The sequence below is a fragment of the Clostridium sp. DL1XJH146 genome, from assembly GCF_054819755.1.
Window position 1 is genome coordinate 111,326 of sequence record NZ_JBTVVN010000001.1, and the last position, 16,354, is coordinate 127,679.

The 16,354-nt window shown below is 28.3% G+C and carries 15 protein-coding genes; 9 read left to right on the top strand and 6 right to left on the bottom strand.

Going from position 1 to position 16,354, the window contains the following annotated elements:
- On the top strand, positions 1 to 873 hold the full coding sequence (locus ACVHXK_RS00590) for a GNAT family N-acetyltransferase (protein ID WP_461204394.1): 873 nt from the start codon (positions 1 to 3) through the stop codon (positions 871 to 873).
- Between the two features lie 17 nt (positions 874 to 890).
- On the opposite strand, the gene ACVHXK_RS00595 is transcribed toward ACVHXK_RS00590, so the two are convergent.
- Positions 891 to 1,040: a hypothetical protein gene (locus ACVHXK_RS00595; protein ID WP_461204395.1), complete on the bottom strand. Its 150-nt coding sequence runs from the start codon at positions 1,038 to 1,040 to the stop codon at positions 891 to 893.
- Between the two features lie 142 nt (positions 1,041 to 1,182).
- On the opposite strand from ACVHXK_RS00595, the gene miaB reads away from it, so the two are divergent.
- From miaB to ACVHXK_RS00625, 6 genes are all read left to right on the top strand, one after another.
- Entirely contained in the window at positions 1,183 to 2,523 is a 1,341-nt protein-coding gene (gene miaB, locus ACVHXK_RS00600; protein WP_461204396.1) for a tRNA (N6-isopentenyl adenosine(37)-C2)-methylthiotransferase MiaB, read from the top strand.
- Positions 2,524 to 2,536: 13 nt separating this feature from the next.
- Positions 2,537 to 5,158, top strand: coding sequence for a DNA mismatch repair protein MutS (mutS, locus tag ACVHXK_RS00605; protein ID WP_461204397.1), 2,622 nt, complete (start codon positions 2,537 to 2,539; stop codon positions 5,156 to 5,158).
- Between the two features lie 14 nt (positions 5,159 to 5,172).
- Positions 5,173 to 7,131, top strand: a complete 1,959-nt coding sequence (gene mutL, locus ACVHXK_RS00610) for a DNA mismatch repair endonuclease MutL (RefSeq protein ID WP_461204398.1) — start codon at positions 5,173 to 5,175, stop codon at positions 7,129 to 7,131.
- Between the two features lie 12 nt (positions 7,132 to 7,143).
- Positions 7,144 to 8,085 (top strand): tRNA (adenosine(37)-N6)-dimethylallyltransferase MiaA, encoded by a 942-nt coding sequence (gene miaA / locus ACVHXK_RS00615; RefSeq protein ID WP_461204399.1) that lies wholly within the window; start codon positions 7,144 to 7,146, stop codon positions 8,083 to 8,085.
- Positions 8,086 to 8,155: 70 nt separating this feature from the next.
- Positions 8,156 to 8,407, top strand: coding sequence for an RNA chaperone Hfq (gene hfq / locus ACVHXK_RS00620; protein ID WP_461204400.1), 252 nt, complete (start codon positions 8,156 to 8,158; stop codon positions 8,405 to 8,407).
- A gap of 80 nt (positions 8,408 to 8,487) precedes the next feature.
- A complete protein-coding gene (locus tag ACVHXK_RS00625; RefSeq protein ID WP_461204401.1) occupies positions 8,488 to 9,786 on the top strand; it encodes a methionine gamma-lyase family protein in 1,299 nt (432 codons plus the stop codon).
- 106 nt (positions 9,787 to 9,892) lie between these two features.
- Here the strand turns inward: ACVHXK_RS00625 and lexA are convergent, their stop codons facing one another.
- Positions 9,893 to 10,501 (bottom strand): transcriptional repressor LexA, encoded by a 609-nt coding sequence (gene lexA / locus ACVHXK_RS00630; protein ID WP_461204402.1) that lies wholly within the window; start codon positions 10,499 to 10,501, stop codon positions 9,893 to 9,895.
- 165 nt (positions 10,502 to 10,666) lie between these two features.
- On the opposite strand from lexA, the gene ACVHXK_RS00635 reads away from it, so the two are divergent.
- Positions 10,667 to 11,077 carry a hypothetical protein gene (locus ACVHXK_RS00635; protein WP_461204403.1) on the top strand — a complete coding sequence of 137 codons (411 nt, stop codon included), beginning with the start codon at positions 10,667 to 10,669 and terminating at the stop codon, positions 11,075 to 11,077.
- A gap of 65 nt (positions 11,078 to 11,142) precedes the next feature.
- On the opposite strand, the gene ACVHXK_RS00640 is transcribed toward ACVHXK_RS00635, so the two are convergent.
- Both ACVHXK_RS00640 and purB read right to left on the bottom strand, forming a co-directional pair.
- Positions 11,143 to 12,129, bottom strand: coding sequence for a tyrosine recombinase XerC (locus ACVHXK_RS00640; RefSeq protein ID WP_461204404.1), 987 nt, complete (start codon positions 12,127 to 12,129; stop codon positions 11,143 to 11,145).
- A gap of 461 nt (positions 12,130 to 12,590) precedes the next feature.
- Positions 12,591 to 14,024, bottom strand: coding sequence for an adenylosuccinate lyase (gene purB, locus ACVHXK_RS00645; RefSeq protein WP_461204405.1), 1,434 nt, complete (start codon positions 14,022 to 14,024; stop codon positions 12,591 to 12,593).
- A gap of 166 nt (positions 14,025 to 14,190) precedes the next feature.
- Here purB and ACVHXK_RS00650 point away from each other — a divergent pair, with 166 nt between their 5' ends.
- Positions 14,191 to 14,412, top strand: coding sequence for a DUF378 domain-containing protein (locus tag ACVHXK_RS00650; RefSeq protein ID WP_461204406.1), 222 nt, complete (start codon positions 14,191 to 14,193; stop codon positions 14,410 to 14,412).
- A gap of 22 nt (positions 14,413 to 14,434) precedes the next feature.
- Here the strand turns inward: ACVHXK_RS00650 and ACVHXK_RS00655 are convergent, their stop codons facing one another.
- Together ACVHXK_RS00655 and rny are read right to left on the bottom strand one after the other, a co-directional pair.
- Entirely contained in the window at positions 14,435 to 14,701 is a 267-nt protein-coding gene (locus ACVHXK_RS00655; RefSeq protein ID WP_461204407.1) for a stage V sporulation protein S, read from the bottom strand.
- 103 nt (positions 14,702 to 14,804) lie between these two features.
- Positions 14,805 to 16,349 carry a ribonuclease Y gene (gene rny, locus ACVHXK_RS00660; RefSeq protein ID WP_461204408.1) on the bottom strand — a complete coding sequence of 515 codons (1,545 nt, stop codon included), beginning with the start codon at positions 16,347 to 16,349 and terminating at the stop codon, positions 14,805 to 14,807.
- Between the last annotated feature and the right edge of the window lie 5 nt (positions 16,350 to 16,354).

Below are 16,354 nucleotides of genomic sequence, written 5' to 3' on the forward strand. Positions count from 1 at the left end.
ATGAATTGTTTTTATCTTAGATATAAAGATTTAAAGGGCTTTAAATCTTTATATTACAAATTTGATAATCATGAAATTGATTTTTTCAAAGCATATAGTTCTTCAAATGTCTATAAGAAAATACTTTTAAGAAAGAGTGTTTTATTATTAAAAAAAGATAATAAATATATAGGATATATTTGGATTAATCAGTCATCGCATAGACAATGTAGCATAATTGAAAGAAACATAATGAAAAAATATAATAAAAAAATTAGTTATGAAATACTCTTAAGTAAATTAACTAATATAGATAATATCATATATAAAACTAAAAAATATGATTATACTAATTTTTCCTTAATAACATTAGGTTACTGCAATTATAGTACTATTTATGAAATGGAACTTAATTTGCAAAGTGACTTTATTTTTAAAGAACGAGAGACTTTGAGAGTAAGATTCTTTAAAAAGAGCTATGATGAGAAAATAAGGTGTTTACTTCAAAATAGTATATTTGAAAAAAAGGATCGAAAACAATTAAGTATAAGAGATATATATTATGATGAAATTCAAGATTATTATTATGAAAAAGGAGTTCTGTTTTTATTAAAAAATAATATAGAAATTGGATTAGGGCAAATAATTAAAGAAAAAAGCATTCTTACTTTAGTTAACTTTGGCATATTGAAAGAGCATAGAGGTAATGGATATGGTAAATACTTACTAACCTATATGTTAAATTACTTAAAAGCTAAAGGTGAGAAAAAAATCATATTAAGAGTTGATGCTAAGAATGATAAAGCTATAAATCTATATACTTCAATGGGATTCGTTATCAAATCAGAGTATTATAGTTATACTAAATTTAAAATAAATGAGGCTGTTGAGTAATTCAACAGCCTCGTAATTTATTTAAAAATATTTTCATTTGGGATATGAGTAGATTTTAAATTATTTAAGCTATCATAAGTATTATTAAAGTACTTTCTATCTAGAATATAGGGTGTATTACTATTTAATATGGTCTTTGTGCTGTTTTTTTCTTTAATATCTTTCATTACAAAACCTCCTTTTATATTTAATATTTACTTTTTATAATTAATTATTTATATTAAAACCTGGAATTTAGAAAATTTACTTTGAAAAAAAATAATTATCTTATATAATAATAAGAGTAAATATACGCAAAGGAGAAATACAATGGTTATTAAAAAATCAAAGTACTACATTGAAACATGGGGTTGTCAAATGAACGAAGAGGATTCCGAAAAAATCTCAGGAATTTTAAAAATAAATAATTATGAGAAAACAAATGATAAAGAAGCAGCAGATGTTATTTTATTCAATACTTGTTGTGTTAGAGAAAATGCTGAGTTAAAGGTTTTTGGTCATGTAGGTGCTCTTAAATCTTTAAAGAAAAAGAAACCTGATTTAGTTATAGCAATTACAGGTTGTATGACTCAACAAAAGGGTATGGCAGAAAAAATAATTTCTAAATTTCCATTCGTAGATATTATCACTGGAAGTTTTAATTCGTATAAAATCCCTGAATATATAGAACGAGTTAAACAATCTGGCAATAGACTTATTGAGGTCTGGGATAAAGAAAAAAAAATAATAGAAGGATTACCTATAGATAGAATGAATAGTGTAAAAGGTTTTGTCACTATAATGTACGGATGTAATAATTTCTGTTCTTACTGTATTGTTCCATATGTAAGAGGAAGAGAAAGAAGCAGAGAACCTGAGGCTATTATAAATGAAATTGAAGAACTTGTTTCAATAGGATACAAAGAAATAACTTTGTTAGGACAGAACGTTAATTCATATGGTATCGGACTAGAAGATAAGATAAACTTTGCACAACTTTTGAAAAAAGTTAATAAAATAGAGGGATTAGAAAGGATTAGATTTATGTCGTCGCATCCAAAAGACATTTCCGATGAACTGATAGAAACTATTGTTGAATGTGATAAAGTTTGTAATCAAGTCCATATGGCACTTCAATCAGGGTCAAATAATATATTAAAGAAAATGAACAGAAAATATACAAGAGAACATTATATAAACATTGCTAAGAAAATAAGAGATAAAAATTCTAATATAGCTATTTCTACTGATATTATCGTTGGATTTCCTGGTGAAACAGAGGAAGACTTTCAAGAAACACTCCGTTTAGTGAAAGAAGTTCAATTTGATTCTGCTTTTACATTTTTATATTCTCCAAGGTCTGGAACACCAGCGGATGAATTGAAAGAAGAAATGATTAGTGAAGAAGTAAAACATGAAAGATTTAATAGATTAGTTAAAGTAGTCAATGAATTTGTTGAAAAGAAAAACATGGCATATCAAAATAGTATTGTAGAAATACTAGTAGAAGGACAAAGTAAAACAAATAGTGAAAGATTAATGGGTAGAACTAGTAGTAGCAGATTAGTTAACTTTGAAGGTCCAGAATCTTTAATTGGACAAATTATAAAAGTTAAAATTGTTAAAGCAAAACCTTATTCATTAGATGGTGAATTAATACAAGAAGGTTAAGGAGAGTGATTTTGTGGCTTTAACACCAATGATGCGCCAATATATGCAAGTGAAAGAAAACTACAAGGATTGCATTTTGTTTTTTAGATTAGGTGATTTTTATGAAATGTTTTTTGATGATGCGGAAGTTGCAGCTAGAGAATTAGAACTTGTTTTAACTGGTAGAGATTGTGGCCTTGAAAAAAAGGCCCCTATGTGTGGTATACCTTATCATGCAGCTAATTCATATATAAGTAGATTAGTTAATCGTGGTTACAAAATTGCCATATGCGAACAATTAGAAGATCCTTCCCTTGCAAAGGGAATTGTGAGGAGAGATGTAGTAAAAATTGTAACACCAGGTACATTAACGGATTCTAATTTTCTTGAAGAAACAAAAAATAATTTTTTGATGTCAATTTTTGAAAAAGATGATTATTATGGATTTTCTTTTGTAGATATTAGTACAGGTGAATTTTATGGTAGTGAATTTAGAGGTGACATTAATTCTTTATTAAATGAAATATCAAAATTCACTCCTTCAGAGGTAGTTATTCTTGATTCTTTTGCTAAAGATGCATTAGCAGAAATTAATAGTAGATTCAGTTTAACTATCACTACTATATCATCTGATGAATTAGAAATGGAACAACAAATTATAAATATTACTGAACAATTTAAAGAGATAGATGTAGGTAATTTTAATATTACATTATTAAAAGCTATTAGTATTATGCTTTACTATATTAATAAGACTCAAAAGCAAGGACTATCTAATATAACTACCTTTTCTTATTATGATATAGTTGATTTTCTAGGCATTGATATAAATTCCAGAAGAAATCTAGAGCTTACTGAGTCACTCATTGAAAAAAGAAAAAAGGGGTCATTACTATGGGTCTTAGATAGAACCAAAACTGCAATGGGTGGTAGAAAACTTAGAAAATGGGTTGAACAACCGCTGATTGATAAAAATAAAATACAAGAGAGACTCGATTCTATTGAAGAGTTAACAAGTAATCTTTCTGTTTTAGATGAATTGCGAGACTATCTACATAATATATATGATATTGAAAGAATGATTGGTAAAATTTCTAATGGTAGTATTAATGCAAAAGAATTAATTACCTTGAAAAGTTCTTTAGAAAATATACCTAATATCAAAAATACTATGCAAAAATTAAATTCAAAAATGTTACAAGAGCTTCAAATTAACTTAGATACTCTAGATGATATCAAAAAGTTAATATTTAATGCAATCTTACCTAATCCTGCTCTTTCAGTAAAAGAGGGTGGAATAATTAATGATGGTTACGATGGTGAAGTTGATGAGCATAGAAGTTCTAAGTTGAACGGTAAAAAATGGTTGTCATCTATGGAAATAAGGGAAAAAGAAGAAACAGGCATAAAATCTCTTAAAGTAAAGTATAATAGAGTTTTTGGTTATTATATTGAAGTAACTAAAACAAATTTAGATTTAGTTCCATTAGATAGATATGTAAGAAAGCAAACTTTATCTAATGCAGAAAGATATGTTACTTCTGAACTTAAAGAAATGGAAGAAAAGATTTTAGGAGCTGAAGAAAAACTAAATAATAGAGAATATGAAATATTTGTTTCAATAAGAGATACAATTGAAAAAGAGATTAATAGATTAAAAAAATCAGCAGACATAATTTCAACTATTGATTGTATTTCTTCTTTGGCTATAGTTGCGTTACAAAATAATTATATAAAACCTCAACTAAATACGGAGGGTTTCTTAGATATTAAAAATGGTAGACATCCTGTTGTAGAAAAAGTTATTGAAAGAGAATCTTTCGTTTCAAACAATTCATTTATGGACGTTAATAACAATCATTTATTAGTTATAACTGGGCCTAATATGGCTGGTAAATCTACATATATGAGACAGGTAGCTTTAATAACTATAATGGCACAAATCGGAAGTTTTATTCCTGCCACAGAAGCAAATATTTCTATTTGTGATAAAATTTTTACTAGAATAGGTGCTTCCGATGATTTAGCTGGCGGTAAAAGTACTTTTATGGTTGAAATGTGGGAAGTATCAAATATTTTAAAAAACGCAACTAAGAATAGTTTAGTTATTCTTGATGAAGTGGGTAGGGGAACTAGTACTTATGATGGTATGAGTATTGCTTGGTCTGTTATAGAATACATATGCCAAAACGAGAATTTAAAATGCAAAACATTATTTGCAACTCATTATCATGAATTAACTTCACTTGAAGGTAAAATTAAAGGTGTCAAAAATTATTCTATTGCTGTAAAGAAAATTGATGGCCAAATTGTATTTTTAAGAACAATAGTAAGTGGAAGTGCAGATGATTCTTATGGAATAGAAGTAGCTAAACTAGCTGGAATTCCAAATGATGTTATAGACAGAGCAAGAGAAATTTTAACTAGTTTAGAGGAAGAAAAATCTATTAACAGAGATGCTACTAAATATTTAGTTAAAGAAAATAAAATTTCTTCAAAAGAAGATAATAACATTAAACAATTAGACTTTTCTGATATGGGAAAAAAGAATTTGATAGAAGAAATTTCTGATATTGATATTTTTAATTTAACTCCTATGGATGGATTTAATAAACTTTACGAAATTATAAAAAAGGCTAAAGAACTTAAAGAATAAACTAAGGTGATAATATGGTTAAAAGAATTAATCTATTAAACAATGAAACTACAAATAAAATAGCAGCTGGTGAAGTTGTTGAAAGACCTTCTTCTGTTGTTAAAGAATTAATTGAAAATAGTATAGACTCCGGGGCAGAAAACTTAACTATTGAAATAATAAACGGTGGCATAGATTTAATAAGAATTGTTGATGATGGCAATGGTATTCATCCGGATGATGTGAAAAAAGCCTTTTTACCCCATGCTACATCGAAAATTAATAGAATAGAGGATTTATACTCTATTAATACATTTGGATTTAGAGGTGAAGCCTTAGCTAGCATTGCTTCCGTTTCTAAGGTATTATTAAAAACTAAAATCAAAGATGAACAATTTGGTAGAGAAATTAATATTTCAGGTGGAAACATTAATTATATAGAAGATGTAGGATGTAATGATGGTACTGTAGTTGAAATTAGAAACCTTTTTTATAATGTTCCAGCAAGACGTAAATTTTTAAAATCAACGGCAAGAGAAACTGCATTAATTACTGATATTATTAATAGACTTGCATTAACCAATCATAATGTCTCGTTTAAGTATTACCAAAACAACAAACAATCTATTATTACCTTTGCCTCAGAAGAAGTCAAAGAAACAATAAAGTACATTTACGGCAAAAATATTTATCAAAACATTATAAAATTTGAAAATACTTCGGATATTATTACTGTCTATGGATATATTGGGAATGTTGATATTTCTAAAGGAAGCCGGAATTACCAAAGTATATTTGTTAATAATAGGTATGTTAAAAATCTTATGATTAATAAGGCAGTAGAAAATGCTTTTAAATCCTTCTCTACCGTCAATAAATTCCCTTTTTATGTTTTGTTTATAGAAATATTTCCTGAATATTTAGATGTTAATGTTCATCCTACAAAGGCTGAAATTAAATTTAGAGAAGATAAATTTATTTTCTCATTTGTTTTTAATACTATACATGAAACCTTGAAAAAATATATCGAGGGAAAATTTACTGAACATGGGTCAAATTTTTCATTGGATGCAACTAGTGAAAAACTTCAAGAAAATCAAAGACAATCTCAAGTTCCCATTGACTTTAAGACTGAAAATGATTTTAGTGTAAAAAGAGAGGACCCTCTAGATAATTATAGTATTTTACCAAACAACGGAAATATTGAAAAACCCAATGAAAAATCCATTATACAACCCAAGGGCTATTCTATAGATAATACAAAAAGCACTTTTGACGTTAAGAATTCTTCAGATACATCTAGTATAAATGAAAATGTAGCAGTTGAAAGTTTTTCTAATATTAATAATAATGTATATGTAAAGGAAACAAATACATTAAAACATAAAAATGAATTAGTTGATAAGATTGCAAAATTTCCTAAATTAAATGTTATTGGTCAATTTAATAATACATATATTATTTGCGAAGCAGAAAAAGAACTCTATTTAATAGATCAACATGCTGCTCATGAAAAAATACTATTTGAAAAATTTTCACGAGAAATTAACGAAAGAACTATTGTAGCTCAGATGTTATTGATTCCTGTTGTAATTGAATTGAATGAGGAAGATTATTCAATTTATAATGAAAACAAAGAAATATTTTCTGATACTGGATTTGAAATAGAGGGATTTGGAGATAATACTATAAATATAAGAGAAGCTCCTATTATTCTTGGCCAAACAGCTGTTGAAGAATTATTTTATGGTATTTTAGAAAATTTGAAAAAGCTAGGCAATGGTGATATACTAGAGATTAAGTTCTATGTAGTAAGCCAACTTTCTTGTAGAGCTGCAATAAAGGCCAACTATCATATGAGCTTACTAGAGATGGATAATTTAATTCAAAAATTGAGATTTATAGATTCTCCATACAATTGCCCTCATGGTAGACCTACAATCATAAAATATTCTTTAAAAGATATTGAAAAAATATTTAAAAGAATTCAATAAAGGAAGATAATAATGAAGAAAGACTTAATTATTCTTACTGGACCAACAGCTGTAGGGAAAACTGAAATATCTATTAAACTAGCTAAAGAATTAAATGGTGAGATTATTTCAGCTGATTCCATGCAAATATACAAATCTATGGATATTGGATCGGCTAAAATAACAAAAGAAGAAATGGATGGAGTTACTCATCATTTGATTGATATAATAAACCCACTGGAAGAATTTAGTGTAGCAGCATTTAAAAGAATAGCAACAGCTGCAATAGAAGAAATATATTCTAAAGGTAAAGTACCTATCATCGTTGGTGGTACAGGATTTTATATTGACTCTCTTGTATTAAACTTAGAATTTGCTAACACATATAAAGATGAGTTGTACAGGGAAGAATTAAAACAAAAGGCAGAGGAATTTGGAAAAGACTATGTTCATAATTTATTAAAAACAGTTGATGAAGAATCTTATAATAAATTAAATGCTAATGATTTGAAGAGAGTTATTAGGTCTTTAGAAGTATATAAACTAACGAATAAACCAATATCACAATTTTATAAGGAACAGGACATCTATGATATTCCTTATAATGTTTACTATTTTGTTTTAAATATGGATCGTAAAACTCTATATACGAGAATAAATAGTAGGGTAGACATTATGATTAATAATGGATTACTTAATGAGATTAAGGAGCTCAAAAAGATGGGTTGTACTCCTGATATGCAATCAATGCAAGGCATCGGATACAAAGAAATGATATACTATACAAATGGGGAATTAGGTTTTGATGAAACTATTGAGCTTATAAAAAAAAGAAGCAGAAATTATGCTAAAAGACAATTAACCTGGTTTAGAAAAGAAAAGAGAGCTATATGGATAGATAAGGATGATTTTAACAACGATAATGATATTGTTAAAGTTATAAAAAACAAATATTATGAATTAAGCACATATTAGAAATAAATAATTACTAAAATAATGAAATAAGTACAAAAATGGAGTGAATATATGAAAGGGGAATGATCATATGAACAAATCAGCTACAAATCTTCAAGATGTTTTCTTGAATAATGCTAGAAAAAACCTTGTTTCTGTCACTGTGTATTTAACAAATGGATTTCAATTAAAAGGTGTTGTAAAAGGATTTGATAACTTTATTATTATGCTTCAAGTAGATGATAAGCAGATGATGATTTACAAGCATGCTGTTTCAACCATTACACCAAGTAAACCTATTTTATATCAAGTTAATAGTAGAAATGAAAATAATTCAAGATAAAAAAATAGGCTGTTTGCCTATTTTTTTATTGTTGTACTATATGATAAAATACTGAACGAGTTTCACTTTGGAGGAATAATATGAATAAATTAACGGAATTATATATAAAAGAGGCCTATAATATACAGGATAAAGTGTTTCAATTACACAACTCTACTATGACCGATATAGCTGATAAATTTCATTATATTGACGATATTAGAGAATTTAATCAATACAAAGTATTAAAAGCATTTCAGGAAGAAAAATTAAGTGATGCACATTTCACTAATTCAACAGGTTATGGTTACGATGATATCGGAAGAGATACTCTTGATAAAGTGTATGCACGTATATTTCGCGCAGAGAGCGCAATTGTAAGACCGCATTTTGTTAACGGTACACATGCAATAGGTGCTGCTTTATTTGGCAATCTAAGACCTGGAGATACCATGTTATCTATATGTGGAACTCCTTATGATACATTGCATAAAGTAATTGGTTTAAATAAATCTAATGATGATATGGGGTCTTTAAAAGATTACGGAATCAAATATAAACAAATAGATTTACTCCAAGATTCAAGTTTTGATGAGCTATCTATTTTAGAAGAAATAGCTAAAGATGATACAATAAAAATAGTACATATACAAAGATCAGCAGGGTATGCATGGAGAAAATGTATTTTAATAGAGTCAATTCAAGCTATTATTCCAAAAATAAAAAAAATAAATAATAACGCTATTATTTTTATCGATAACTGTTACGGCGAATTTATAGATTACAAAGAACCAACGGAGGTTGGCGCAGATTTAATGGCTGGTTCATTAATTAAAAATATAGGTGGTGGTATTTCACCGTCTGGGGGATATATTGTAGGTAGAAAAGATTTGGTAGATAAAGCTTCTTATAGAATGTCTATACCTGGAATAGGAGGGGAGTGTGGTGCCACATTCGGATTGATGAGAACTATGTTTCAAGGGTTGTTTTTGGCACCTCATATTGCAACAGAAGCATTAAAAGGCGCTGTATATGCTGCTAGAATAATGGAATTAGCTGGTTTTGAAGTTTTACCTAATTATTCTGAAAAAAGAAGTGATATTATCCAAGCGGTTAAATTCAATAATGAAGAATTACTTATTCAATTCTGTAAGGGAATTCAAGCAGGTTCTCCAATAGATTCGTTTGTTGAATGTGAACCTTGGGATATGCCAGGCTATGAAGATAAAGTTATAATGGCTGCAGGAGCATTTATACAAGGTTCATCTATAGAATTATCAGCAGATGCGCCAATAAAAGAACCATATATAGGATATATACAAGGTGGACTGACTTTTGACCATGTTAAAATAGGGATTATGATAGCACTGTCTAAAATGTTTATAAAAAACAGAATTTAATTATAAATATTAAATTAAAAACGCTTCTGGCTAACAGAAGCGTTTTTATTGTCTTTGAATTTACTTGTACAGTTTACTAATAAAGAAATATTAATTGCTTATAAATTTAATATTTTCTATATAAACCAACTAATACTCCTAAAATCATGCAGTCATCAACAATTATAGGTTCCATAGATGAGTTTTCAGGCTGCAATCTTATGTGATTTTCTTCTTTGAAGAATCTTTTAATAGTTGCTTCATTTTCAATTAATGCAACTACTATATCACCATTTTTAGCATCGTTAACTTTTTCGATTATAGCAAGATCACTATCGTGTATACCTGCTTCAATCATTGAATTTCCTTGTATATTTAGTACATACAATTTATTTACATTTTTAACATAATGGCCTGGTATTGAAAAGGTATCTTCTATATTTTCAACAGCTAGTATAGGCTCTCCAGCAGTTACTTTTCCTATTACTGGTATATCAATCAATTCAGAATTTCGATGCAAACCATCAATTAGTTCAATTGCTCTTGGTTTAGATGGGTCCCTTTTGATAAGTCCCTTTTTTTCTAATCGTGATAGGTGACCATGCACTGTGGATGTAGATTTCAAACCCACATAAGCACATATTTCCCTTACTGTTGGCGGATAACCTTTCTCCATTAAATGTAATCTTATGTATTCATAAATCTCATTTTGTTTATTTGATTTTCCTTTATACATATTATGCCTCCTATTCTCTAATTGGATTATATCATAAATTAAAATCAATATCAAACTTATGTTCTTGTCCAACAAATGTTTGATAATATAATAATAAACTGTTATAATTATTTTTATAATTATTATAGATAATTTAAATATAGTAAGTAGGGAAAGGGTATAAGAATGAGTAAATCTAAAAATAATAATAAGAATTTTGAAGAAGGCTTTACAAGAGATAAGAAAGAAATTATTGATGATTTAACAACAAGAATAGAAAAAGGGGAGTTTATTAGCAAAGCCTTTGATATTTCAGAAATTTCTGAAGAAGCTGATGAAATTGAAACTATAGAAGAAACATATGAAGAGTATGATTTCCAAAATGATATTATTGAAGGCTTTGATATGAAGAAATTTAACGAAGAATTTGATAATAGTAAAAATAAAAATGAGAACCGTCATTTCAAACAAGAATTTATCGATGATATTGAAGGGCTTGATAATATATTAAAAGAAAAAGAAAAATATTCTGATGTCATTGATGAAGTTTTTCCAGGACTGATTAAATTAAAAGATGAAAATCAAGAAAATCAATAAGAATATACAAAAACAGTTAATAATTTAAAATATGTTTAAATTATTAACTGTTTTTTAAGTACTGTCTAATCTAAGATTTTCCCAAGTGGATTGGATTTAACAGCTTCTCTTAAAGTTTCGTCATCTACGTGAGTGTAAATCTGGGTAGTAGACACATTTTCATGACCTAATATTTTTTGAAGGCTTCTTATGTCTACTTTCCCATATTTATACATAAGCGTAGCAGCTGTATGTCTTAGTTTGTGAGGCGTATATTTTTCATAATCTAATCCGGCTTTTTTAATAAATTTTTTAACTAGCAATTCTACTGTTCTTTTATTTATTCGTGTACCTCGTCTGCTGATAAATAACGCGTCTTTATCTATGATCTTATCATAATCAGCTTCCCTAAGGAGTCTATAATTATCTATAGATTTTATACACGCTTCATTTAAATAAACAGTTCTTTCTTTATTGCCTTTACCAATTATAGTTAAAATATCTCCTCTTATATTTGAAATATTTATGCTGCAAAGTTCAGATAATCTTAGGCCACAATTTAAAAATAGTGTGATTATACAGTAATCCCTTTCTTTATTTTGACCATCTATAGAAGATAATAATTTTCTGCTTTCATCTAAAGTTAAATAAATAGGATTACGTTTGTCTAATTTTGGTGTCTCTAACTCTAAAGTAGGGTTTTCTGAAATAATTTTAGCTTTACCGTTTAAAAACTTAAAAAATGATTTCAATGATGAAACTTTTCTTGCTTTTGCATAATTACCATTAGACCTGTAGTTCTCAACAAAAGAAATAAAAGCATATAAATCCATTAATTTAATACTTCTAATAAATTCTTCATCAACATCGGAAATAATAACTTTTTCGATAGGAGTATCTTTTGCAATACATCCTTTATACAGTTTCATAAATTTAAAAAATAAAATCAAATCCCAGCGATAAGCTTGAATAGTATTTAGTGATTTACCTTTTATAGTGCTTAAATAATTTAAAAAATCATTTAAATTCTTAGGGAGGTCGTCATCGTTCATGGTAAAATATTCAAAATTCATATTATCCCCTTTCGTTTTGGTGCTTATTTCGCTAAATATACATTTAGCGAAATAAATAATCGCAAAAAAATATAAAAGTTAGCAAAAATGCACACATTTATTCTTTAATCATAAGAATATAATAAACAAATCTTAACCATATGTCAAGAATATGTTGTATTAAATACTTAAAATTAGAAAATCGATAGTCCACTGGTAAATAAGTAAATAAGGTAATCATATAAAAAAGTTACTAGATTTAAAATTAGAATTAGAATTCAAAAATATCCATTGAATGAAATAACAAAAGAAAACGCAAAAGAATGTATAATGATATATTGAAAAACAAAAATGAATTCTGTTAAAATGTATAAAAATAAAAACTCCAAAATGTAGCATTGCTTATTGAACTACATTTTGAAATTTTAAATTTTATACAAATCGACATATGTTTTTCTGTATTAATTCTTTTTTTGCTAGTTTTAGACATTAACCTCAGAATTAACACCAATCATATCTTTGTTAGCGTCAATTATAGGATCTACTGAATCTGAAATAAATTCAATAACTTGTTCAGAAGATCTACCAATAAAGTTATCAGCAAACAGCAATTCGCTTAAATCTTGTCTTGATAAATCAAAATCTTTATCATTAATAATTCTTTCAATTAAATCATTTTTGTTGCCATTAACTTTTACTTCTCTTGCAGCCTCCATAGAATGCTCTCTTATCTTTTCGTGTAACTCTTGTCTGTCCCCTCCTCTTTTAACAGCTTCCATTAGGATGTTCTCAGTAGCCATAAAAGGGAGTTCAGCATTTATGTGTGTATGAATTACTTTTTCATACACAACCATATTTTCAGTAATATTCATATAAAGATTTAATACACCATCTAGAGCAAGAAAAGCTTCTGAAACAGAGAGTCTCTTATTAGCAGAGTCATCTAACGTTCTTTCCATCCATTGAGTTCCGGCTGTTATTGCTGGATTTAAAGCATTAATAATTACATGCCTAGAAAGTGCACTTATTCTTTCGCTTCGCATAGGATTTCTCTTATATGCCATTGCAGAAGAACCTACCTGCTTTTTGCCAAAAGGTTCTTCCATTTCCTTCATGTTTTGAAGCAATCTTAAATCATTACTAAATTTATATGCACTTTGTGCAATCTCAGAAAGTGTATTTAAAATTATAGAATCTATTTTTCTTGAGTAAGTTTGGCCCGTAACACTATAAGTGTCTTTAAAACAAAGTTTTGAAGCTACTAGCTTATCAAGAGCTTTCACTTTTTCAGAATCTCCATCAAATAGTTTTAAATAACTTGCTTGAGTTCCTGTAGTTCCTTTGACCCCTCTGAGTTTTATTGAATGCAATAAAAATTCGAGATTTTCATAATCTAGTACCAAATCCTGCAACCACAAAGAAGATCTTTTACCAACAGTGGTCAATTGTGCTGGTTGCAAATGCGTAAATCCTAAAGTAGGTAAATCTTTGTACTTAATTGAGAAATTTTTCAAATTGATCATTATATTCACTAATTTTCTTTTGACTAACAATAACGCTTCTTTCATAATGATTAAATCAGTATTATCTCCAACATAACAACTTGTTGCACCTAAGTGAATTATCCCTTTAGCATTTGGGCATTGTAATCCATATGCATAAACGTGACTCATAACATCATGTCTAATTTCTTTTTCTTTTTTTTCTGCTTCAGCGTAATTAATATTTTCTGCATTAGCTTTCAGTTCTTCTATTTGTTCTTCAGTAATATTTAAACCTAGTTCCATTTCACTTTCCGCTAGAGCAACCCATAACTTTCTCCAAGTCTTAAATTTCATATCTTGTGAAAATAAATAAGACATTTCTTTTGAAGCATATCTGCTTGTTAGGGGTGTTTGATATGTATTTTTTTCCATAATTGTCCTCCGTAACATATATTATTAAAATCTAATTAACGAACATTCATATTATAACATATGTTATTAACTTTTGCATAGATTTTATTCGTTTGTTCTTTTATGTAATATTATTAAGCTTTGAACTATATAATCTAGTAAGAAATAATTTTACTGGAGGGAAGGTATGTATAAATTAAGCAATTTGGACAAGATATCCTTTGTACTAGTCATAATAGGAGCAGTTAATTGGGGTCTTATAGGGTTATTTTCTTTTAATTTTGTGAATTTTCTGTTTGGGATAATTCCATTAATCGAGAAAATAATTTATGTAATTATCGGCATTGCCGGAGCGAACATAATATTATTGGTTAGTAAAAGTAATATCAGAACAAAAGACTCTCATTGAGAGTCTTTTGTTCTATAATATTTTAATTTCTTCTAGGTTCAACAATAAGCTTTATAGCAGTTCTTTTTTCATTATTAATAATAACTTCAGTAAAAGCAGGTGTAAATATTAAATCAATACCACCTGCTGCCAAATACCCCCTTGCAACAGCTATAGATTTAATAGCTTGATTTATTGCTGCAGCTCCAACCACTTGTATTTCTACTCTGTTAGTTTCTTTGATTATACCTGCAATTGCACCTGCTACAGAATTGCAATTAGACTTTCCAGATACTTTTAGTTTATTCATACTGTACCTCCTATTTTTATTATAATTGGATTATTTTTCACATTACTCTTATATATGTATTCTACATAAAAAAATAAATCCCTCTTTATTGAGGGATTTATTTTTATTTCGCATATTCAGTATATCTTGTTTCTCTGATTATATTTACTTTTATTTGACCAGGATATTCTAATTCTTGTTCAATTTTTTTAACAATATCTCTTGAAATTTGAACACACTCTTCATCAGAAACTACATCCGGCTTAACCATAATTCTTACTTCTCTACCTGCTTGAATAGCAAATGATTTATCTACACCTTCGTATGTATTTGCTATTTCTTCAAGTTTTTCTAATCTCTTGATATAAGTTTCTAGTGTTTCTCTTCTAGCGCCTGGCCTTGCTGCTGATACAGCATCTGCTGCTTGAACTAAAATTGCTTCAATAGATTGCTGATCTACATCACCATGGTGTGCAGCTATAGCATTTACTACTTTAGGTGACTCATGATATTTCTTTGCAACATCAGCACCAATAAGTGCATGTGGCCCTTCTATTTCATGATCAACAGCTTTTCCTATATCATGAAGTAGTCCAGCTCTCTTTGCTAAAGAAGGGTCCATTCCCAATTCAGAAGCCATCAAACCAGCTAAATATGAAACTTCGATTGAATGTTTTAATACATTTTGACCATAACTTGTTCTGTATTTCAATCTGCCTAGTAGCCTTATTAATTCCTGATGTAATCCATGAACACTAGTCTCAAACGTAGCCTGTTCGCCTTCTTCTTTTATATCGTTTTCTACTTCTATTTTAGCTTTTTCAACCATTTCTTCTATTCTAGCAGGATGAATTCTGCCATCAATAATTAATTTCTCTAAGGCTATTCTAGCAGTTTCTCTTCTTATAGGATCAAAACTTGATAAAATTACTGCCTCTGGAGTATCATCAATTATCAAATCCACTCCAGTAAGTGTTTCTATGGCACGGATATTTCTACCTTCCCGACCAATAATCCTACCTTTCATTTCATCATTAGGTAATGATACTACATGTACTGTACTTTCCGTTACATGATCTGCTGCACAACGCTGTATAGCATAAGCAACTATTTCTCTGGATTTTTTATTTGCTTCTTCCTTAGCTCTAGTTTCAATATCCTTAATCATTACAGCTGCATCATGTTTTACTTCTTTCTCGATTTCCTCAAGTAATAAGTTTTTAGCTTGGTTAGAAGTTAATCCTGATATTTTTTCAAGTTCTAATCTTTTCTGAGAATGTAACTCTTCGATAGAAGCCTCTTTTTCTTTTAATTCTTGATTTTTTTTAACAAGATTTTCTTCTTTCTTTTCTACAAGATCAGATTTTTTATCTAGAGTTTCTTCTCTTTGAATTATTCTTCTTTCCATTCTTTGAATTTCATTTCTTCTTTCTCTTTGATCACGCTCAAAATCATTCCTTAACTTATGAAGCTCTTCTTTGGACTCAATGATTGCTTCCTTTTTCTTTGATTTTGCTTCTTTTTCAGCATCAATGACAATTGTTTTAGCAGTTTTCTCAGCTTCTGCTATCTTAGATTGAGCTATATTCTTTCTGATATATACAACAACAAACAAACTTACTAATAGTAAACAAATAATTAATACTATATAAAACACTGTTCCAATCATTTTAT

What these genes read in the sequence shown, in the direction of transcription:
- ACVHXK_RS00590 (WP_461204394.1), top strand. Translation starts at nt 1, where the DNA reads ATGAATTGTTTTTATCTTAGATATAAAGATTTAAAGGGCTTTAAATCT.
- ACVHXK_RS00595 (WP_461204395.1), bottom strand. Translation starts at nt 1,040, where the DNA reads ATGAAAGATATTAAAGAAAAAAACAGCACAAAGACCATATTAAATAGT.
- miaB (WP_461204396.1), top strand. Translation starts at nt 1,183, where the DNA reads ATGGTTATTAAAAAATCAAAGTACTACATTGAAACATGGGGTTGTCAA.
- mutL (WP_461204398.1), top strand. Translation starts at nt 5,173, where the DNA reads ATGGTTAAAAGAATTAATCTATTAAACAATGAAACTACAAATAAAATA.
- miaA (WP_461204399.1), top strand. Translation starts at nt 7,144, where the DNA reads ATGAAGAAAGACTTAATTATTCTTACTGGACCAACAGCTGTAGGGAAA.
- hfq (WP_461204400.1), top strand. Translation starts at nt 8,156, where the DNA reads ATGAACAAATCAGCTACAAATCTTCAAGATGTTTTCTTGAATAATGCT.
- ACVHXK_RS00625 (WP_461204401.1), top strand. Translation starts at nt 8,488, where the DNA reads ATGAATAAATTAACGGAATTATATATAAAAGAGGCCTATAATATACAG.
- lexA (WP_461204402.1), bottom strand. Translation starts at nt 10,501, where the DNA reads ATGTATAAAGGAAAATCAAATAAACAAAATGAGATTTATGAATACATA.
- ACVHXK_RS00635 (WP_461204403.1), top strand. Translation starts at nt 10,667, where the DNA reads ATGAGTAAATCTAAAAATAATAATAAGAATTTTGAAGAAGGCTTTACA.
- ACVHXK_RS00640 (WP_461204404.1), bottom strand. Translation starts at nt 12,129, where the DNA reads ATGAATTTTGAATATTTTACCATGAACGATGACGACCTCCCTAAGAAT.
- purB (WP_461204405.1), bottom strand. Translation starts at nt 14,024, where the DNA reads ATGGAAAAAAATACATATCAAACACCCCTAACAAGCAGATATGCTTCA.
- ACVHXK_RS00650 (WP_461204406.1), top strand. Translation starts at nt 14,191, where the DNA reads ATGTATAAATTAAGCAATTTGGACAAGATATCCTTTGTACTAGTCATA.
- ACVHXK_RS00655 (WP_461204407.1), bottom strand. Translation starts at nt 14,701, where the DNA reads ATGAATAAACTAAAAGTATCTGGAAAGTCTAATTGCAATTCTGTAGCA.
- rny (WP_461204408.1), bottom strand. Translation starts at nt 16,349, where the DNA reads ATGATTGGAACAGTGTTTTATATAGTATTAATTATTTGTTTACTATTA.